Raw genomic sequence first — 20,255 nt, 5'->3', positions numbered from 1 at the left:
GGGCGTCACATGGGGGGAAATTTGGGGGGCAATGGTACTACCGACACGTCGGCGAAACGGAATCAGCAGCGAGCAGGCGCAAGCGCAACCGCCCGGAAAACCGGGCCAGCGGCCCCTGCTGAAGCGGAAGGAGGAGCGGCGCAGGGCGCTCGCCCCGGCTCACTCCTCACTCCCTTTCACGCGTGCCTGAGAACCCTTCGGTCCCGGCGTTCAGTACTTCTTCTTGACGCGCTTGGCCGGCTTGCCGCGCTCGGGCAGCGGTGCCACCTCGCTGGCCTCGCCGTCCTTCTGGACCAGGCGGAAGTCGATCTTGCGCTCTTCCATGCTGGCCTTGAGCACCAGCACGCGCACCCGGTCGCCCAGCCGGAACTCGCTGCCACGGCGGTCGCCGTTGAGCGTTTTGCGGATCGGGTCGAACTGGTAGTAATCGTGCGGCAACTGGGTTACGTGGACCAGGCCGTTGACCTTGGATTCGTCCAGTTCCACGAACAGGCCGAAGCTGGTCACGCCGCTGATCACGCCATCAAACTGGCCGCCCACGTGTTTTTCCATCCACGCCGCGCGGAACCGCTCATCCACCTCGCGCTCGGCCTCATCGGCACGGCGCGCACGCTCGGAGCACTGCAGCGACAACGCCGCAATCTCGCGCGGGGTATAGGTGTATTTTTCGCGCGGTCCGCCGGTCAGCGCGTACTTGATGGCACGGTGCACCAGCAAGTCGGGATAACGGCGGATCGGCGAGGTGAAGTGCGCGTACGCCTCCAGCGCCAGGCCGAAGTGGCCGTTGTTGTCCGGCGAATACACCGCCAACGACTGGCTGCGCAGCAACACCGATTCCAGCAAGGCCGCATCCGGACGTTCGCGCACCTTCTTCAGCAGCTTGGTGTAATCGGCCGGCTGCACCTTGTTCCATGCCGGCAGGCTCAGCTTGAACTCCTTGAGGAACTCCAGCAGGTCCGCGAACTTGGACTCCGGCGGCCGCTCATGCACGCGGAACGGTGCCGGGACGTGCGTGGACAGCAGGTAACGCGCGGCTTCAACGTTGGCCGCGATCATGCATTCTTCGATCAGCTTGTGCGCGTCGTTGCGCACCATCATGCCGGCCTGGGTGACTTCACCCCGGTTATCGAGCACGAAGCGCACTTCCGAGGTTTCAAACTCGATGGCGCCACGGCGGTCGCGTGCCTTGGCCAGAATGCGGTACAGCTGGTGCAGGCTCTGGATCTGCGGCAGCAGCGGGCCGATGAAAGCCTTGGCATCCGCGTCGTCTTCGCCCACCGCATTCCACACCTGCGTGTAGGTCAGGCGCGCATGCGAGTTCATCACCGCTTCGTAGAACCTGGAGCCGCTCACTTGGCCATCGCGCCCCACCTGCATGTCGCAGACGAAGCACATGCGGTCTTCCTTCGGCCGCAGCGAGCAGATGCCATTGGACAGCGTCTCCGGCAGCATCGGCACCACGAATCCGGGGAAATACACCGACGTGGCACGCTTCTGCGCTTCGTCATCCAGCGGCGTACCGGGACGCACATAGTTGGACACGTCGGCGATGGCGACCACCAGGCGGAAGCCATCGTGGTTCGCTTCGCAATACACCGCGTCGTCGAAATCCTTGGCGTCTTCACCGTCGATGGTCACCAGCGGCATCGAACGCAGGTCCACGCGCTTGCCGATCATCGACGCTTCGACCGTCATCGGAATGGCGGTGGCTTCGTCCAGCACTTCCGGCGGGAACTCATACGGCAGTTCATGGCCGTGAATGGCGGTTTCCACCACCAGCGACGGAGTCAGCTTGTCGCCGAGCACGGCGATGATCTTGCCGATCGGCGGGCGGCGTGAATCCGGCGCATGGGTCAGTTCGCACACCACCAACTGCCGGTCCTTGGCGCCACCGGTGAGGTCGCCCGGGATCTGGATGTTGCGCTGGATGCGCTTGTCATCCGGCACCACGTAATTGATGCCGAACTCCACACTGAAGTGGCCGATCAGGCGGTTGACGCCGCGCTCCAGCACACGGGCGATGGCGCCTTCGCGGCGGCCGCGGCGGTCAATGCCGGTGACGTTGGCCAACGCGCGGTCGCCGTGCATCACCTTGCGCATTTCATACGGCGACAGGAACAGATCGTCGCCGCCCTCGTCCGGGCGCAGGAAGCCGAAGCCTTCCGGGTTGGCGATCACCACGCCGGGGATCAGGCTCAGCGCCAGCACCGGCGCGAAGCCGCCACGGCGGTTCTGCACCAGTTGGCCATCGCGCACCATCGCGCCCAGGCGCTTGGACAGTGCGTCGGCGCGATCCGGCTCGGTCAGGCCGAGCTGGCGGCCGATCTCTTCAGCGTTCTGCGGACCTTCGCAGCGTTCCAGCAGCTGCAGGATGGCCTCGCGGCTGGCAATCGGCTGCGCGTAACGTTCTGCCTCGCGGGACGCGTAGGGATCATCGATAGCGACAGCCGGGCCCGGCTTGCGCCGGCCGCGCACGAAACTCTGCGGCGCGGAAGCGGAGTGATCTTTGGGTTTGCCACGGCCGGGCTTGGCGGGAGCCGACAGGCTCTCCGGCATCCACGGCGGCAGTTTTGCGGATTTGCGGGCTTTGCCCGGGGCCTTGTCCGGCTTGGCGCCGGCGGCGGACTTGCGGGCCTTTCCGGCCCCAGTGGTCTTTTTGTTGTTCATCGACCGCCATGGTACCTGCTGAACCGTGTACGCAGTGCGCACGCCAGCACGCAGCGCCAATGTGAAAAGCCGTTGACAAATACACGCGCACTCGCCAAACTCGCCGGCCTGAAGTGCCCAGGTGGCGGAATTGGTAGACGCACTAGCTTCAGGTGCTAGCGGGGGCAACTCCGTGGAGGTTCGAGTCCTCTTCTGGGCACCATCTGAATTAAAAGAAACCCCTGATTTTTCAGGGGTTTCTTTTTTTTACCCTTCACTTAAAGGTGGAAGTGCACCTCCGCGACACCGCACACAAGATGGCATCAAGCTTCCTGTAGCTACGGACCGGCTCGGAGAACCTACTCTTTGACGTCAACAGACGCCCCAAAGATTCGACCGAAATTGTATCGCCACTGCAGTGCGAAGCTGAGCCCCATCTTGCCCTCCAAGGGACCGTTTACTAACCGCGCTTCCTCATTTTCATTGGGAGCCCGCGAAGCGTCCCGCAAGAACTCGCCAACCCAGTTTTCAAGCTGATTGATAACGCCCAAGTATCTTGGCGAAGCCACAAAGATCTTCTGAAGCGCCTCGAGATCGGCCTCTGGAATCAGCTCTCTACTCGCACTCAGCCTGCTCTTGTTCTGCTTGGCGTAGTCTTTTTCAATACGCAACTTGTTCATATCAAACTTTTCCTGCGATTCCTTCATCTGCTCTGTCAGCTTCAGCAACCAGCGCGCCCTCCAGTCGCCCTGATTGACATAGGCGAGAAACCGGAAAACACGCATGGCAGTTGAAGTACTTTCTTTCAGCAGCCAATCGCGATGCATTTTCGCGATTCGACAAAGCTCAAAGTCCGCAATCTCCGTGCCCCTCATGTACCTCCAGCGCTCAACCTGCAAGCGAAAGTCTCCCTTTCGCTTCTTCGCCTCCTGATAATCAGTAAGCAAAACCAAACAGTCGTACTCGCTTCCATACAAGCGTTCGTAGGCTGAGAAGAATGGCTCACTCGTACAATAATTCTTGGAAGGAGACTTGATACCAAGATCAAGGTCAGGCAGATCGACACCTCGCGCCGGATTAATCCGGAATTCGATACCACTAGTTGCCAAGACCCCTGTTTCCAAGACCGCCACAAATAGCATCTCCAGAATTGAACCGATGGTTTTACCATCCAGATTCACAATGGTGTGCTTCTCCTTCAACTCTTCATACCAATGAGGAAGTCGCCCTCCTCGCGCCATGCGCTTGATGACCGGCTCAATCACATCAAGCCCCTCGCCCCTCAATGCTGCGTTGAGCCTGGCAATGGTGATATCAAGATTTTCGCGCACGACACTGCGATGCAAAGCTTTTTCATCAGACACCGAACAGCTCCTTCTGTTTCAGCTCTTCGATAATCATGCATTCCTGCGGATGGATCAGCTGCCGAAAGACCCACTCAATCATCGGTGGAGGAACCGCATTTCCATAGAGCCCGTACTGGTCGTAGGGTTTGGCCGCAGAACAATGATCATCCGGAAAGCCTTGCAAACGCGCGTACTCCTTCGGCATCAAACGCCGATAGCGCTCTCCTATTTGGTAGCGCTCGTAATGACGACTAGTTGATGCCGTCAAAGTTGGAGCGAGCCCCTTAATACCAAAAATCGTATAGCCCATCCTTGCCCCGCCACCTTGATTGCTGATGATCTCAACTCCATTCACAAATCGCTCGACCATCTCGTTCATGTGGAGTCGGTCAAGCGTCGATTGTGTGTAATCAAATTCGTCAGGAACATTTTGCTCAAGCACATCCAACAAACAGCACTTTGGCCCAGCAGCAGCAAATGCTAGAGGATCAACGGACAAATACTTCCCACTCAGAGCGACACCCCACATCGGAAATCGAGCCTTATGACTACGGAACGATGGCCAAGCGGAATAGTTTCCTAACATTTCCCTCACCCCTAGTGGCAACTCAGGAGAAGTCGCTAGACGAATCGCCTTAGAGGGCAGAGTCCTGTCTGCAGGCTCATCCAATCGCGTACCGACGATCAACACCCGTTCGCGATTCTGCGCCAAACCGAAATCCTTCGCGTTCAGCACTCGCCACTCTATGAAATAGTTCAGCGACGACAGCGCAGAGAGTACGGTCTCAAAATGAATGCCCTGCTCCATCGACAACAGGCGCTTGACGTTCTCCAGAACGAAATGCCTAGGACGCCTATTGCGAACAACATTCACAATTACCTGAAAAAGCGTCCCTCTAGGGTCACGAATGCCTGCTTTTTTCCCAGCCGAGCTGAATGGCTGACAAGGAAATCCTCCAGTCAAAATGTCATGCGATGGGATTGAATCCATGACATCGTTGATGTCCCCTTCATGCAGTCCGTCAGCACCATGGTTGGCGCGGTAGACACTGCATGCCATGGCACCAGAGTCATTCGCCCAAAGGGTCCTGAGCCCAACAGCGTCCGCTGCGCGACGGAACCCGCCGATACCACAGAACAACTCCACCGTGGTCAGCTGGCCCTGCCTGCCTGCCCTTCGTTCTTGTCCCTTGACAGAACTGTGCTCATGCTCGCTTGGAACGAGACCTATTGCTGATTCAAACGCCATCTCGCATCAATCCTTCAAGTGTGGACCCCTGCGTTGTCCACAGTGGCGAGAAAGCAACCGGAAGTACCAGCAATGCCTGCTCTCAACGCCTGCGTGCCGGGTCCCGGCAGCAGGTAGTGCGATTGTAGAAGCCATCGCCTTCATTGGCGATGATGGTCGCGCATGCACTTTCGAGCCTGAGGCCCCTGCGGTCCACATCGTGCGCTCACAATTCCTATTCTTCGCAGCCACTCGCCCAACCCCGCTCCTCTTAACGTAGAAAAAATGCACAAAAGTGTTGACGGAGCAGAAGCCGCCCTGCATAATTCCGCTCCTGAGTCGCCCAGATGGCGGAATTGGTAGACGCACTAGCTTCAGGTGCTAGCGGGGGCAACTTCGTGGAGGTTCGAGTCCTCTTCTGGGCACCATGACTCAAGAATGAAACAACCCGCGAAAGCGGGTTTTTTCATGCCTGCGATTTGAGCGGCACCGCAGGCTGGGATGAAACCCCAGCACTGGCTGGTGCATGGGGTTGCCGGGATTTCATCCCAGCCTACGTGTGCAGACAACGTCCCTCCGTCAGCCCCACGAAGACAGAACCGGTCGCAGCAACAGCTGCAGCCCCAGCAGCAACAGGAACATCAGCAGGCATTGGCGGAAGCGGCGCGGACTGATCCGCGCGCGGATCTTCTGCCCCAGCCACATGCCGGCCAGTGCGGGCAACACCGACAGCGTCGACAAGCCCAGCGTGCTCAACGCGAACGCGCCCTGCATCCACAAACCCATGGCCAGTGCGAACGTGGAAACGGTGAACGACAAGCCGAATGCCTGCACCAGCACCTCGCGCTCCATGTCCAGCGATTGCAGCCACGGCACGACCGGTATCACCGACACGCCGGTGGCGCCGGTGACGATGCCGGTGACCACGCCAACGGCTGGCGAAAACCGCCTCTCCACCCAGCCCGGCACCTGCAACGCCGGAGCCAGCAAGCCGTGCAGCACGTAAGCCACCAACACGCCGCCCAGTGCGAAGCCCGACCACCGCGCATCCACTTTTGTCAGCAATGCCGCTCCCGCCAGGGTGCTGACCATGATTGCCAGCATCATCGGCCACAGCCGTTGCACCACCGTGTGCAGATGCGGCCCGCGCAACAGCTGCCAGACATTGGTCACCAACGACGGGATCACCAACAGCGCCGCCGCAATGCTCGGCGACATCAACGTACCCAGCAGGGCCATGGCGACCGTGGGCAGGCCCATGCCGGTCACGCCCTTCACCGTGCCAGCGAGGGTGAAGGTGACAGCCAGCAGTAGCGTCAAAACAAGGGAATCGGACATGTCCGCATTGGAGCGGCGCCCGGGCCTGGCCACAATGCGGATATTCCGCGCTACCCTTCGGCCCATCCGAAGGCTGGACAGGAGAATGCCCATGCGACTGGATCTGGCCGACCTGCGTCTGTTCCTGTGTGTGGTGGACGCCGGCAGCATCACCGCAGGCGCTGCGCGCGCCAATCTCGCATTGGCTTCGGCAAGTGAGCGGCTGCGCGCCATCGAAACCGATGCCGGCGTGGAACTGCTGCAACGTCACCCGCGCGGCGTGACGCCGACCGAAGCCGGCGATGCCCTCGCCCACCACGCGCGATTGATCCTGCAACAGCGTTCGCGCCTGCGTGATGAGTTGCAGGATTTCGCTCAAGGCGCGCGCGGCACGCTGCACCTGTATGCCAATACCGCCGCGCTGACCGACTTCCTGCCGCCGCGGCTTGCGCCGTGGCTGGCCGAGCGGCCAAAGCTGCGGGTGGAGTTGAAGGAACGCACCAGCATCGAGATCGTCCGCGCGGTGAGCGCCGGCCTGGCCGAAGCCGGCATCGTCAGCGATGCGGTGGCAGCCGATGGTCTGCACCTGCAACCGGTGGCGAGGGATCACCTGGTTCTGATCGCCCCGCCGAAGCACCGCCTGGCGCGCCACACCTCCGTTGCGTTTGCAGACGTACTCGGCGAAGCCTTCATCGCACTGGCCGACGGCAACGCCCTGCAGGAGCACATCAACCTGCAGGCACAGGATGCCGGTCGTGCATTGGCAGCGCGCGTCCACATGAAAACTTTTGAGGGCCTGTGCGCGATGGTGGGTCACGGCGTCGGGATTGCGGTGGTGCCGCAGGCGCAGGCGCGGCGCTTCCGGCGCGCGCATGGCTACCAGGTGGTGGCGTTGCGCGACGACTGGGCGCGGCGCCATCTCTGCCTGTGCTTTGCGCAATGGAAATCCCTGTCCCCGGCGATGCGCAGTCTGCTGCTGCATCTGGGTGCGGTGGCGCCGCCGCATTGAAGCTACTGCCCCGGACAAACACATTTGTCGCTGAAAACCTGTTGACACATTCTGCGTTCTCACACAGAATTCGCCCCCTGAGTCGCCCAGGTGGCGGAATTGGTAGACGCACTAGCTTCAGGTGCTAGCGGGGGCAACTCCGTGGAGGTTCGAGTCCTCTCCTGGGCACCACGACTCAATGGCTTAGGCCGCGAAAACCCCGCTCCTGCGGGGTTTTTCGCTTTCTAAAGCCTCCACTGGGTACAGCGGGTCCCAGAGAGCGACGAGTCGCTGTGCCGGTCAGCACACACATGACCGCCCGCAGCTACCTCTACCGCCGCAACGGCATCTACTACTTCCGCTGGCCCATCCCCCTCGCCTGCCAGCAACAAATGCCTCCCGGCAGTCCCATCGAATTGCGCACCTCGCTGCGAACCTCCCATCCCGGGACCGCCCGCCACCTTGTTGCGAGGCACTGGCTGGCCGCACTGGACGTTGCGCAGAGCGTCCTTGTCTCCCGCTCAGCCATTCGCTACAACGACCTCCTGAACGCAATCAAGAGGCATGCTGGGATGAATGGCGACACCGCGCCTGCGCAAGCTGCTGGCGATACGCTAATAACCCTGGGAGAGATGGCTGGCACGGTTGAGGTGCAGCAACTCAAGGACGCTCTAGCCGCCTTGGAGCGCGTTGGCGCAACGTTCTACATCGCTGTGAGCAATCAATCCGTGGAAGTCTGGGGACAGAGCTACGACGATGAGGGTGCGTTTCGACCTCAAATCATTGAGGCGCTTGCCGACTTCACCGATGACCACGCCCGTCTAACCCGAGATGGCATCCGGGCCGCATTGGCCGCTGACAAGAACTCGCTTCTCGTCGAAAAAGTTCACTCAGACCAACCGGGTCTGCAAAGTAGCGTTGGACGTAACCGCTATTATGAAATTGTTCTCGCCTCACCCATAACCCGCAACCTGAGCGAACTCAAGGTTGCCAGTGCTTATGCACGCCAAACAACTATCAAGGCAACACCGGCGACCACCTCATCATCCGCTGCCACAGACTGCGAGCCTATTGCCCTCAGCGAGGCTAAGGAAACATGGGTCAAGGAGAACCGCATTGAGAACGGCGGCATTTGGAAAAAAGCGACCGTTAGCAACTATGACTCTTATGTCCAGCAGTTCATCGTCCTTGTCGGCGACAAGCTCACTACCGAGCTACAAGCAAAAGATTTCGCCAGTTACGAAAAGTTGATGCGAACCCTGCCCGCTGACTGGTACGTCACTCACAAGAGGACAGGACTATCCCCAGCGAAGATTGCACTAAGCAAGTCCGACGCCAAACTCTCGCCCAAAACTCTGAAGGACAAGGGAAGCGCCATCTCCCTCTTCTTCTCCTATCTGCAGCAGAAGGGGTTCTGGCATGGCCGTTACGGCGCTGCGCTTTTCACTACAGTGAAGGCCTCCAAAGCCAAGAAGCCACGGCACGTCTTCTCCAATGACGAACTGAAGATACTCTACGCCGGAGCCGGAATTGAAACCTTCAGAAAGGCTAAGTTTCCGCTGTACGTATGGGGAAGCATCCTTCTGCTATTCACCGGTGCTCGGCCAGCCGAAATCAGTCAACTGCAGTACCAAGATGTTACACAGGACGAGAACGGGACCTGGTATCTCCGCCTTATGCCGGATGATGAAGGGGAAGAAGGGATTGCAGATGACGATGAGCAAGACACGCAGAAGCAGTTCAAGACAGCCTCCAGCCTTCGCTCAATCCCCCTCCACACCCAAGTCATCCAACTGGGCTTCTTGAGCTTCATCCAGCGGTTCAAGTCCGGGGAACAGCTATTCCCTGAAGCATTCCGTCACAACCAGAAGATAAGCAGGGAAATCGGCGATTGGTTTAACGGCAAGCTGCTGAAGAATGCAGGACTGAAGAAAAATGGAGTCGTCCTATACTGCCTCCGCCACACCGTCATCAATCGCTTCAAAGCCGATGCCACGATGGACCACTACGCCTGTGCATACACAGGCCACAGTACTGCAGATGACAAAGCAATCTCGAACCGAATCTATCGAGAAAGGTACGGCCGCGCCTTCAAGCCAACCCTTCTAGCTGAGAAGCTACACCCCCTGCTCGACTTCGATATCGACTGGAGCCACTTAAAGGGAGTTATAGACGAAAAGGGCTGGGCGAGCCCCACGCTCACCCAGCCCTTGCCTAGGCCGCGCAATGGAGTACCTAGAAAAGCGACTCCTCGCAACACCAAACTTGTTGCGCCAAAACCCTAGCCCTCCTGGACAAACCTTCCATTGTTGTAGCGCCAAGCCTTCTTTGCTGGAAGGCTTCGGACCTTAATAGCGCCCCCACTCCCATCGAGGAAGTAGTTGCTTCCATTCCTATTAATGTATCCGGGCAGCGTCGCTGCACTGACATCCCGCCAATGCCTACCATCGAAGCGCTCCACGGTCAGGAATGGCGTGCCCGCATTGTTCTCGGTGTACATGACGAGCGTGTCGGTAGACCCAGGCGGTAGGAACATCTGCGTGCTGGCATCCAGTTCGGCTACACCTCTGGCGGCATCTATGCGAGAAAAATCCACCTCGCGCAAATTGGCGTAGTCAGAATGTGCCCATAGTTCAGCTATCGCATCACGAATGCTCCCGAAGGCCGCAGAGGAGGTTGATTCATCCTGTGGGGAATCCCCTTCGGCGGATTCATTTCTATCAAGCGAGAACGTGACAGGCACTCGAATTCTACCCGCCACGGACTTCCCGCTCGAGGATTTCGCAGCGTTGAATCCCCACCTTCTTGCGGCCTCTATTGCTGCACGGTCCAAATCCCTGTTCCGACTCGACCTCTCAACAGTCACATTTACGACACCCCCATTAGCATCGACGTCAACAACGAGGCCAACCACGCCCTGAACTCCCGCCCTAAACGCAGCTGGCGGGTACTTGGGCGGATTCATATTGCGCGATGTGATGTCAATCGTAGCTTCTTCAGCCACCTGCCCTTCATGAGTTGACGTATCAATTGAAGAAGATGACTGTGATTGCGCATCGTTTGAAGCTGCGCCCTCATTCCCCTCTCGAACTTGCCCTGTCGGCGAAGAGGCAACCGAAGAGCAGCCCTCCATGACCTTATTGGCAATCCACCCGGAAATTTCGCGACATGCATTGAAGTTTCCGGATTGACATTGCTGCCTTGCTTCTGCCTCCCCCCGCTCTATCAACTCACATTTCGATGAGACATCCACCACCTTCCGTTGGGGCTGCTCGACGCCACTAGCCCGCACCTTGAAGCGCGCCCTGAATAGCCGCCCTCGACTGAAATCCTCTACTAAAAGCCACGGCACTGAAGCTGCAATAGTCTCCCTAGACTTGTACTTTCCATCAGTACTTTCTTCAACAGGAGCAGGCGCAATGGAAGAGCAAACGAGATACCACGGCTGTTCGTTAGCCAGCGCATCATTTATGTTTGTTCCTCGACAAACCGCAGGCATATCCTTAGTGTGATTTAGCGCTAGTGGCGCACCGCAACCGACTGACGGGGAGCAAGCCTGAATCGTGTTCCTATCTAGTACAAAGAAGATTTCAGGGCCGTCTCCAAAGGGAATTATTTCCTTTCGCTCCACGAAGAAGCTCTCTGATGTGATAGCCGAAACTCCACCATCGCTGGACGTCTTGTATGACGATGCCTCGCCTTCCGATGTGTAGTCAGACAACCCCATTTTATCGATGCTTGCACCTGAGCTTTCCGACTTACAACCAGGGAGCAATCCAATGAATGATGCAACCAGACATGCATAGGCAGTACGACTCAACATTATTTCGTCCTTGTTTTGGGGTAGTTCGAGTACGACAGTAGATAGATGGACTGCGCCTTGTGTCCGAGGTTTGGGGCTGGGGGCCTAGATAGGACTTGGCCTGAAATGCTGACATGACTCATCACCACAAACTCGCCCTAACTCACCCATGCCCCCGCTTCTATCTGGCAACCCTTTGCTACGCATAGCAGGGGCAGTTGAATAACTCACTTGCACCCTAAGAACCACAGGTTGCCTTCAGAACCCCGCTGGGCAAGGCTATCCGGGCAAACACCTACGTCAGTTCCCGTGCGAACATACAAGTCACCAGCTAGCATTCGAGCCAGTCTATATTTTCCGCACCCCCAAAGTATGGGATTTCATAACAAGCAGAGTCAATCTAAGCCGAACGACATGAGTGCGGAACCTCCATATTTTGAAGGTCCAGATTTCGCGGGCCATCAACATGAAAAGCTTTGGAGACAGATTGCGTGAGGCGCGAACTGCGACTGGCATGACACAAGAACAGCTAGGCTTTGCTTTGGGAGTGACAAAAGCATCAGTTTCGGCATGGGAGAACGGGCGGGAGACCCCAAGCTTCCGTGTTCTGCCTGAGCTACGGAATGCACTGAAGCGCTCGCTCGACGAGCTTATTTGTGGAGTCGATGCCTCCATCAACACCAAACCCCAAGATGGAGATTTGGCCGAAGTGAGGGTCGGCAGCATTCATGAGCGAACACTACTAATCCGGTTCAGGGCGCTCCCTCCGAAGAAACGCGAAGCCTTCTTGGAGGTACTCAAGCCTTAACACTGTGCTGTAGTGCCCGATACACGCTACTGCGACTGATTCCGAATCGCTCGGCCAACTGCTCGATGCTGAAGTCCTCCTCGGCCCGCATCTTGCGTATGCGCTCCTCCTGAGCCCCTGTCAGCGCCTTCTTGCGGCCGAACTTGACGCCCTTCAGCTTTGCCAGCGCGATGCCATCAGCTTGCCGTTCAGCACGAATGTCCGCCTCAAACTCAGCGAACGCCCCCAGGAGGTTGAACATCAACTTCCCTTCTGAGGTCGTTGTGTCTAACCCTTGGTCCAACACATGCAAGCTGACACCCTTCCGCTTCAGCAAGTCAGCAATCTTCGCCAAATCAATGACACTCCTTGCGATGCGGTCGAGGCGGCTCACGACCAGTACATCCCCCTCCCGGACGTACTCAAGGGCCGCTTGAAGCTCCGGGCGGTTGTCCGCCTGTCGGCCTGAGCGCTTTTCCCGGTACACCTTGGTGCATCCAGCCTTCGCCAGCTTCTCAAGCTGTACATCAAGCGACTGCCCCTGCGATGACACTCTCCCGTAGCCGACCAGCGCCATCCGCATGTCTCACAACTTTTTAGAGATTATGAGAATAGCATTTTGAAATTACTTTTGGAACGCCATAGAAGGCATCCCAATAGCTATACGTATTGAAAGCACTCTCTGCACCAAGGCGCGAGGCCGTGGCGTATCCTCTATCATCAAATCTACGCGCACAGAAGACGCATTCATGACCGATAGAGCACCTATGGCACGACAGCAATTGGAGGAATGGTTTCTCCGCAGGTCCCCAACGACTGGTGCGCGGCGTGTTCTCCCCTTTTCTGCAGCAATCGCTAGCGAAACCGGTTTGGTTCGGAAGCAGAACGAAGACCGCGCTGCGATTGCTCGCGGCCGTGATACTGAGGGTCGAGTTTTCGTTGTTGCAGCAGTTGCTGATGGTATTGGAGGCATGCAGGACGGGCATGTATGTGCCTCGACTGGGCTGGCTTCGCTCCTGACGAGCCTGCTCAGTCAAGCACGGGCGGGGGTTCCATCAGAGCGATGGCTTGAAAGCGCGCTCATTGCAGCGAATGAGTCGGTGTACCGGCGGTACTTGTCCAATGGCGGTACAACACTTTCAGTTCTTCTGCTGCTGGAAGGTGGTGGTGGGTACTGGGCAAGCGTAGGGGATAGCCGTATCTACGCTATGGAGTCTGCGTTGGTGCAGCTCTCGAAAGACGACACTATTGCAGGCCAATTAGGAAAGCAGAGGGGGGTGGCAGAGCATTCAAAGCTGCTTCAGTACATAGGGATAGGTAGCTCCTTAGAAGTGTCCGTCAGTGCCGTCACGCCAGGGCAGCAGGGCATGGCGTTGTTGACTACGGATGGCGTGCATTTCATGGAAAGCGCGACCGGCATCCTTGAGCTAATTGTTCGTAATGCCGGGGACTATGGAACTTGTGTGCGCAGGCTTGTCGAGCTTTCCCGGTGGTGTGGTGGCCCTGATAACGCTACGGCGATTGCTATTCCCTTCGGTAACGACGCCCTCGCAGATGAAACACCGATGAGCAGTTCTTGTCTCGAAGTTTGGGATGCGTTCGGCGAAGTGCGCATTCTGGATTTTGGGGGCGGGCCAAGTTCGAGGCACGAGCCCGAATATGCGGAGGTCCTAACTAACCGTGACTCCGAGGTCCCTCCCGGACCTCCGGTTAGTCAGGCGGACGCTGATGCACCGAGCGCCCCTCCCTCCACCGGAGTGAAACGAAAAAAGAAGCCGAAGACAAAGGCAGCGGTAAAGACAACAACAAAGAGCAAGGAAGAAAACAAGGTACCTCAAGTACAAATCCAGTTCTCAGACAAGGAAGGCTGACATGGCATTCGGGGAGCGCTACACGGTCTTGGGGGGCGTTCTCAAGGGAGGAATGGGGGATGTGTATCCGTGTCAGGATGAAATACTGAGTCGTCCCGTTGCGGTGAAGATTGTGCAGAGCGGGGTGGAGCAACGAAGAATGCTCGACGAAGTCCGTGCTTTGCTGAAACTCCGGTCTAAGCATGTTGTGCAGGTTTATGACCTGCTACAACTCGAGAATGGCGCTGTCGCAATTGTGCAGGAGTTCATAGGTGGCGATGACCTTATGAACGAAGCCACAGCCGCTACCGATTCTCATCAGCTGACTAGGCAGTTGTGGCAGATTGCCGCAGGAATAAGGGACATCCACGCTGAGGACATCATTCATCGGGATATCAAGCCGAACAACATGAAGTTGGACGATGAAGGGGTCGTGAAAATCTTCGATTTCGGCTTGGCGCGGAATGAAGGGAGCGAGGCATCTACCATGGGCTTCGTGGGTACTAGGGGGTTCGCTGCTCCCGAGCTGTATTGCGATGTGGTCGAATTTACGTCAGCGGTTGATGTTTACGCATTCGGTGCAACTGCGGTGTTTTTGGCAGCGCGAGGTTTGCCGGAAGAGTTGATGGCAGCTCCTCCTGCCTCGCCTCCGACTGGCGTTCTTGACAGCATCTTTGCGGGCCTTGCGCCTGATGTGAGAGCTATTCTCTGTCAGTGTCTTTCGCAGAACCCTGCAGACCGACCCAGTATGGAGGTCGTGGTGCATCTCCTCTCTCGCCATCTTTTGGTAAACCGTCATCAGGGGCTTCTTGTCTACGAACAGGCACCCTCTTATCTAAATGCTGGGAACGGCACGGTCGTGGCAAGCCTTCCAAACATGGGGGGCATCACGATTCACTACGATGGTCTGGATTTTGTAGTACAGGCTTTACAGGGGGACGTGCACATCAATAATAAGGTCCCCTTCGTGGGGCAGGTCCTTCCTGGCTCCTGCGTCATTGCTTTGGGTGGGCCAATGATGGGGAGTCGTCGCCGATACATTACCTTTGACCTTTCCTCTCCGGAGGTAGTCCTGTGAGCGGAACGTTGGTGGTTGGGCAGCTGATTGGCGGCCGCTACAAGGTCGTGCGCTATATTGACGAAGGAGGTATGCAGTACGTCTATGAAGCGTACGATAGTCTGATGGAGCGAGCCGTGGCGCTTAAGACTCCAAAGAATCGTTCTTCAACGAAGAGGTTCCGTCGAAGTGCCATCGTGGCGGCTAGGGTGAATCACCCTAGTGTCGCTAAGACTTTGGACTACGTTCGTGATGGAGATGACCGTTTTTTAATTGAGGAGCTGGTGGATGGCGAAGATTTGTCCAAGGCTCTTCTGAGAAGGACGCAGTTTTTAGACCCTTATCTGGCTGCTCGCGTTTTTCACCATCTCGCTAAGGGTGTAGCTGCAGCTCATCACGCAGGCGTCATTCATCGTGATTTGAAGCCATCCAATGTCATGGTGGTTGGTGACTACAGTCTTGCCGCAGTGAAGGTAACTGATTTCGGTATCGCAAAGCTGGCTCAGGAGGAAATAGACGAGGCGGTAGCAGGCGGAGACACGAGTTTGTCGATGTCTCAAACTGCGGTTGGAGCACTTCCTTACATGGCGCCAGAAGCCATTGACTCTCCGGAGCTGGTTGGGCATCCGGCCGATATCTGGTCGATTGGCGCGATGATGTTCCACTTACTGACTGGTGCCCCTCCTTACGGAACGGGTCTTCGTGCCGTAAAGAGTATTTTAGCCGCGGATACTCCTTCAGTACCGGCATTCTTGTCCAAGAATCCCCAGTTCTCCCCTTTATCCAAAGAAGTACTGGCGTTGGCACTCAGGTGCATGCAAAAGGAACCTCAGGCTCGGCCGACTGCTGACCAGTTGGTGAAGAGTTGTGGCGACCTCTACTACAACTCTTCTCCTCGTAGGACTGGTGTGGTCAAGCGAATCGACTACGGCAAGTACGGGTTCATTCGCACCGATGGTGATGATGTCTTCTTCCATATCGATAGTTGCTACGGGCCGGAACCTCTGCAAGCTGGAGATGAGGTGCTGTTCTCAAGCTATGAAGGTGGTGGAGCACACAGGGCATACCCGGTCGTGAAGTTGAACTCACTGGTCAAGGCATAGCACTAACGCGGTTCATCGCGCTTTGGGTGATTGTTTTGACAATAGTGTAGTCAAGGGCTGGGGCAGCCAATCCCCAGCTCCAACGACTTCAGCGATGTACAACCTTGACTCTGGCGCTCCGCAGGGAAGCCGTCTAGCGGCTAATCAAGCAGTCCGAATCTTGCGCGCAAAGTTCCAGAGCACAGGCTGATGGTCGAAACAGCACTGCTTCAATGAGTAGTTGACGTACCTCCTCATTGCGACAGGCGTTGCAATACCAATGAACCACTTGTCACCATCTCGGTCGTGGACATGTGGGTCACCGCATACTCCGCCCGCACCAAGCCACATCTTCCGGACCAATTCCTTATGGTCCAGAGGATTTCCGGGTAGCTTGATGCAACAATGGATATGAGTCCGTTCGATTGGGTCATGCGGGGAGCCGCTGCACAACGGCCTCCCCGGATAACTTTCAATGACTGGAACCAAGGGCATCCTGTACGTGCATCTTTCCTTGAACAGGCTGCACCGGAGCGCATGCATGAAGCGACCGAAAGTCTTCTCGGCGTGGCCATAGCTGACCGCCCCTTCCGACTCGAAGGTCAGGGTGATGAAGGCGTTGTAATCGTCCTGAAGGAAGTGGCTTGCTAGCCCCTTCTGCAATTCGGTTTGTCTTGCTTCGTATTCCCAGTCTTCCATTGCGTTCCTCGCGGAGCATTGCGTTTTTACGCTCTCGTGAAGTATTTGTATTGCAATATTACATTTCGCAATTAGAGGAAGCAGAATGGCAAGGCCCGGAGGCAATCCGAACCTTAAGACGGTCCGAAACGAAGACACTGCTTGCGCCAACACAAAGCGACGAGCGCTTGCCCATGCCTATGCCATGCGTACCGCCGAAATGCTCTTGGACGCCTCCAGACAGCAACAGGGGATGACCGATACGCAGTACGCCGAATGGCTCAACGCCGAAGGTTGGCCAACCAGACGAGGCTCGCTATGGACCGCCACCCAGGTTCGTCGGGTCTTCTGTCACTTAGGACTGAACAAGCCACCACGAACCAAAAAACCTCGCAATAGAAGGTGAACCACCCATAGCTAAGCCCATGTCGATATGTGACTATGGCGTGTGACATCTGGGAACCAAACTCCAAGATGCCACCATATAAATCAATGACATAAGAAGGAGTGACCGGTAGAGCGCCAGTCCTCTCCTGGGCACCATGACTCAAGAATGAAAAAACCCGCGAAAGCGGGTTTTTTCATGCCTGCGATTTGAAGATTGCGGCTGTAGTGCCGCGCCCTCTGCCGAGCCATGCTCGGCAGAGGCTTCACCGGTAACACCTCAGCGGAGCATGGCCCCGCTCTACCAATGCAGCGCAGGTCCGCGGCACTCAATGCCCGCCCGCAGCCGCCGCGCCACCGCCAGCACCGAACGGTGGCTTGGCCATCCACACGAAGATGATGACTGCGAGGAACACCCAACCCAGCAGCAGGAAGATGTCGTTGAAGCCCATCTGCGATGCCTGGTGGACGATCATGTTGTCGAGCACCGCCGCGCCGTGTTGCAGGTCGCCCTGCCCCATCGCCGTGACCTGCTCGCGCATGCCCGGGTCGTAAAGCGAAATGTGCTCGGTCAGGCCGGCGTGATGTTCCTGGGTGCGCCGTGCCCACAACCAGGTGGTCAACGATGCGGCGAAGCTGCCGCCCAGGGTGCGCAGGAAGGTCGCCAACCCCGAACCGGCCGCCACTTCGCGGCCTTCCAGATCGGACAGCAGAATCTGCAGCACCGGCATGAAGAACAAGGCCAAGCCCATGCCCATCAACAACTGCACACCAGCCACATGCGCAAAGTCCACCTGCAGGTTGAACCCCGAACGCAGGAAGCTGGTCATCGACAACACGAAGAACGCAATCGTCGCCAACATGCGCATATCGAACTTATGCCCGAACTTGCCCAGCATCGGTGCCAACAGGATCGGCAGGAATCCCAGCGGTGCGGTGGCCAGGCCCGCCCAGATGGCGGTGTAGCCCATGTCACGCTGCAACCACTGCGGAATCATCAACGCCACCGAGAAGAACGCGGCGTAACCGACAATCATCGCCAGCGTGCCCGCGCGGAAGTTGCGATGGCGCAGCAGACGCAGGTCGACGATGGGATCTTTGTCGGTCAGCTCCCAAATCAAGAACACCGCCAGCGACACCACCGAAACGCAGGTCAGCACCACGATCTTGGTTGAAGCGAACCAGTCCTCTTCGTTGCCCAGATCCAGCAGCAACTGCAGGCAGCCGACGCCGATCACCAGGGTGACCAGGCCGACGTAATCCATCTTGGGTTTTTCGACCTGCTCCACGCGGTGCCGCAGCTGGCCACCAACGATGACCGCGGCAATCACGCCCAGCGGTACGTTGATCAGGAAGATCCATTCCCAGCTGTAGTTATCGGTGATCCAGCCACCGAGGATCGGCCCGGCGATGGGCGCGACCACGGTGATCATCGCCAACAGCGCCAACGCCTGCCCGCGTTTCTCTCGCGGGTAGATCGACACCAGCAGTGATTGGGTGATCGGGTACATCGGGCCGGCGACAAACCCCTGCAGCGCGCGCGATACCACCAACATGCCCATGCTCTGCGCGATACCGCACAGCAGCGAGGCGATGGAGAAGGCAATCGTCGCCCAGATGAACAATTTGACCTCGCCGAAGCGACGGCTCAGCCAACCGGTCAGCGGCAGTGCGATGGCGGTGCTGACCGCGAACGAGGTGATGACCCACGTCGCCTGCTGTGAGCTGGCGCCGAGGTTGCCGGCGATGGTCGGCAGCGACACGTTGGCGATGGTGGTGTCGAGCACCTGCATGAACGAGGCCAGCGCCAGGCCGGCCGTGCACAGGGCTACATTGGCCGGCCCAGCACCAACCGCAGGAGCGGCGGGTGCGGTGGGAGCTTGAGCGGACATGGTGACCTCAGCTGGCGCGTGCCGACGATGGCAGGTTGCCCTGGATGATGGTGTGGATCAGCGCGTCAGCGTCCTGCAATTGGCGGGCGTACACCTCGGTGCCGTACACCGTGCCCTTGGCCGCATCGACCGGCAGCACCGTGCCCTTCTGGTCATGCAGGTTCACGTCGGCCTTCATCGACAGACCAATGCGCAGCGGGTGTTCGGCAAGTTGCTTGGCGTCGATGGCGATGCGCACCGGCACGCGCTGCACGATCTTGATCCAGTTGCCGCTGGCGTTCTGCGCCGGCAGCAGCGAGAACGCCGAACCGGTGCCGAGACCGAGGCTGGTGATCTGGCCGGTGTAGGTCACATCGCCGCCGTACAGGTCCGAGCGCAGCTCCACTGCCTGGCCCAGGCGCATGTGCCGCAGCTGGGTTTCCTTGAAGTTGGCTTCCACCCACATCTGTTCGGTCGGCACCACCGCCATCAATGCAGCGCCGGGTTGCACGCGCTGGCCCACCTGCACCGAACGACGCGCCACATAACCGGTGACCGGCGCGACGATGCCGGCGCGGGCATGGTTCAAGTACGCCTGACGCAGCTGCGCGGCAGCGGCCTGCACGTCCGGCTGGGTGGCGATGACGGTGTCATCGACCAGCGCGCGGCTGCGCTCCACGGTTTCGCGCGAACCGGCAACCGAGGCTTCGGCAGCGGCCAGCTCGTCACGCGCATGGGCGAGTTCTTCGTTGGAGATGGCGCCGGTGGCGGCCAGATCCTTACGCCGCATGAAGTCATCGCGGCTCCGCTTGAGGGCGACCTGACGCGCATTGAGGTCGGCCTGCGCGCCTTCAACGCTGCGGTACATGCCGCGCACCTGGCGCACGGTGCGGGCCAGGTTGGCCTGCGCCTGCTGCATCGCCACTTCGGTGTCGGATGGATCCAGCTGCACCAGCAGCTGACCCTGCTCGACCTTCATGCCGTCATCAGCGGCGATGGCCACCACGGTGCCGGCGATCAGCGGCGTGATCTGCACCTGGTTGCCGACCACATAGGCGTCATCGGTCTCTTCGGCCCAACGGCCGATGAGGTAATACCACGCGACAAACGCGGCAAGCAGGATCACCACGATCAGGAACAAACCGCGCAGCAATTTGCCGCGACGGCTGGGGGCGGCGGTTGCCGCTTCGGGGGAGGAAGTCTGGCTCATCAGGAGTTC

Annotated in this window: 14 protein-coding genes, 3 tRNA genes and 1 pseudogene; 9 read left to right on the top strand and 9 right to left on the bottom strand. The window is 58.2% G+C overall.

Features of this window, described 5'->3' with window-relative positions; translation table 11 throughout:
* Positions 1–210: 210 nt before the first annotated feature.
* The gene (gene rnr / locus ACREP4_RS05965; RefSeq protein ID WP_431595235.1) at positions 211–2,667 is read right to left on the bottom strand and encodes a ribonuclease R; all 2,457 of its coding nucleotides are present in this window, start codon (positions 2,665–2,667) and stop codon (positions 211–213) included.
* A gap of 115 nt (positions 2,668–2,782) precedes the next feature.
* On the opposite strand from rnr, the gene ACREP4_RS05960 reads away from it, so the two are divergent.
* Positions 2,783–2,869, top strand: a tRNA-Leu gene (locus ACREP4_RS05960).
* A 136-nt stretch (positions 2,870–3,005) separates the two neighbouring features.
* Here the strand turns inward: ACREP4_RS05960 and ACREP4_RS05955 are convergent.
* Positions 3,006–4,010, bottom strand: a complete 1,005-nt coding sequence (locus ACREP4_RS05955; protein WP_431595234.1) for a hypothetical protein — start codon at positions 4,008–4,010, stop codon at positions 3,006–3,008.
* Positions 4,003–5,241 carry a DNA cytosine methyltransferase gene (locus ACREP4_RS05950; protein WP_431595233.1) on the bottom strand — a complete coding sequence of 413 codons (1,239 nt, stop codon included), beginning with the start codon at positions 5,239–5,241 and terminating at the stop codon, positions 4,003–4,005. Before ACREP4_RS05950 ends, ACREP4_RS05955 begins: the two co-directional genes overlap by 8 nt.
* Before the next feature lie 320 nt (positions 5,242–5,561).
* Between ACREP4_RS05950 and ACREP4_RS05945 the strand changes: the two genes are divergently transcribed.
* Positions 5,562–5,648: transfer RNA gene (locus ACREP4_RS05945), tRNA-Leu, on the top strand.
* Between the two features lie 151 nt (positions 5,649–5,799).
* Here ACREP4_RS05945 and ACREP4_RS05940 read toward each other — a convergent pair.
* Complete coding sequence (locus ACREP4_RS05940; protein WP_431595232.1) at positions 5,800–6,558, bottom strand: sulfite exporter TauE/SafE family protein; 759 nt, start codon at positions 6,556–6,558, stop codon at positions 5,800–5,802.
* A 91-nt stretch (positions 6,559–6,649) separates the two neighbouring features.
* On the opposite strand from ACREP4_RS05940, the gene ACREP4_RS05935 reads away from it, so the two are divergent.
* The 3 genes from ACREP4_RS05935 (at position 6,650) to ACREP4_RS05925 (ending at position 9,810) form a co-directional block, all read left to right on the top strand.
* Positions 6,650–7,546 carry a LysR family transcriptional regulator gene (locus tag ACREP4_RS05935; protein WP_431595231.1) on the top strand — a complete coding sequence of 299 codons (897 nt, stop codon included), beginning with the start codon at positions 6,650–6,652 and terminating at the stop codon, positions 7,544–7,546.
* An 84-nt stretch (positions 7,547–7,630) separates the two neighbouring features.
* Positions 7,631–7,717: transfer RNA gene (locus ACREP4_RS05930), tRNA-Leu, on the top strand.
* 119 nt (positions 7,718–7,836) lie between these two features.
* Complete coding sequence (locus tag ACREP4_RS05925; protein WP_431595230.1) at positions 7,837–9,810, top strand: DUF6538 domain-containing protein; 1,974 nt, start codon at positions 7,837–7,839, stop codon at positions 9,808–9,810.
* 434 nt (positions 9,811–10,244) lie between these two features.
* On the opposite strand, the pseudogene ACREP4_RS05920 reads toward ACREP4_RS05925, so the two are convergent.
* Positions 10,245–10,517, bottom strand: a pseudogene (locus ACREP4_RS05920) (energy transducer TonB family protein); the annotation flags it as partial.
* Between the two features lie 1,276 nt (positions 10,518–11,793).
* Here ACREP4_RS05920 and ACREP4_RS05915 point away from each other — a divergent pair.
* A complete protein-coding gene (locus tag ACREP4_RS05915) occupies positions 11,794–12,135 on the top strand; it encodes a helix-turn-helix domain-containing protein (RefSeq protein ID WP_431595330.1) in 342 nt (113 codons plus the stop codon).
* Here ACREP4_RS05915 and ACREP4_RS05910 read toward each other — a convergent pair.
* Positions 12,125–12,697 carry a recombinase family protein gene (locus ACREP4_RS05910; protein WP_431595229.1) on the bottom strand — a complete coding sequence of 191 codons (573 nt, stop codon included), beginning with the start codon at positions 12,695–12,697 and terminating at the stop codon, positions 12,125–12,127. The two genes, ACREP4_RS05915 and ACREP4_RS05910, sit on opposite strands and share 11 nt — an antisense overlap.
* Positions 12,698–12,863: 166 nt before the next feature.
* On the opposite strand from ACREP4_RS05910, the gene ACREP4_RS05905 reads away from it, so the two are divergent.
* Genes ACREP4_RS05905 through ACREP4_RS05895 form a run of 3 tightly spaced genes read left to right on the top strand, consistent with a single transcriptional unit; the run spans position 12,864 to position 16,124 of the window.
* Complete coding sequence (locus tag ACREP4_RS05905; RefSeq protein WP_431595228.1) at positions 12,864–13,985, top strand: PP2C family protein-serine/threonine phosphatase; 1,122 nt, start codon at positions 12,864–12,866, stop codon at positions 13,983–13,985.
* Position 13,986: 1 nt separating this feature from the next.
* Positions 13,987–15,042 carry a serine/threonine-protein kinase gene (locus tag ACREP4_RS05900; protein ID WP_431595227.1) on the top strand — a complete coding sequence of 352 codons (1,056 nt, stop codon included), beginning with the start codon at positions 13,987–13,989 and terminating at the stop codon, positions 15,040–15,042.
* Positions 15,039–16,124 (top strand): protein kinase domain-containing protein, encoded by a 1,086-nt coding sequence (locus ACREP4_RS05895; protein ID WP_431595226.1) that lies wholly within the window; start codon positions 15,039–15,041, stop codon positions 16,122–16,124. The genes ACREP4_RS05900 and ACREP4_RS05895 overlap by 4 nt, the downstream gene beginning before the upstream one ends.
* 144 nt (positions 16,125–16,268) lie before the next feature.
* Here ACREP4_RS05895 and ACREP4_RS05890 read toward each other — a convergent pair whose 3' ends face one another.
* The 3 genes from ACREP4_RS05890 to ACREP4_RS05880 form a co-directional block, all read right to left on the bottom strand.
* Entirely contained in the window at positions 16,269–16,802 is a 534-nt protein-coding gene (locus ACREP4_RS05890) for a hypothetical protein (RefSeq protein ID WP_431595225.1), read from the bottom strand.
* Positions 16,803–17,494: 692 nt separating this feature from the next.
* Complete coding sequence (locus ACREP4_RS05885; protein ID WP_431595224.1) at positions 17,495–19,057, bottom strand: DHA2 family efflux MFS transporter permease subunit; 1,563 nt, start codon at positions 19,055–19,057, stop codon at positions 17,495–17,497.
* Between the two features lie 7 nt (positions 19,058–19,064).
* Positions 19,065–20,246, bottom strand: coding sequence for an HlyD family efflux transporter periplasmic adaptor subunit (locus ACREP4_RS05880; RefSeq protein WP_431595223.1), 1,182 nt, complete (start codon positions 20,244–20,246; stop codon positions 19,065–19,067).
* Between the last annotated feature and the right edge of the window lie 9 nt (positions 20,247–20,255).

The organism is Stenotrophomonas sp. (assembly GCF_050737575.1).
Classification (GTDB): Bacteria; Pseudomonadota; Gammaproteobacteria; order Xanthomonadales; family Xanthomonadaceae; genus Stenotrophomonas.
Note: the sequence above shows the minus strand (reverse complement) of the source record. Positions and strands in the feature narration are given on the sequence as shown.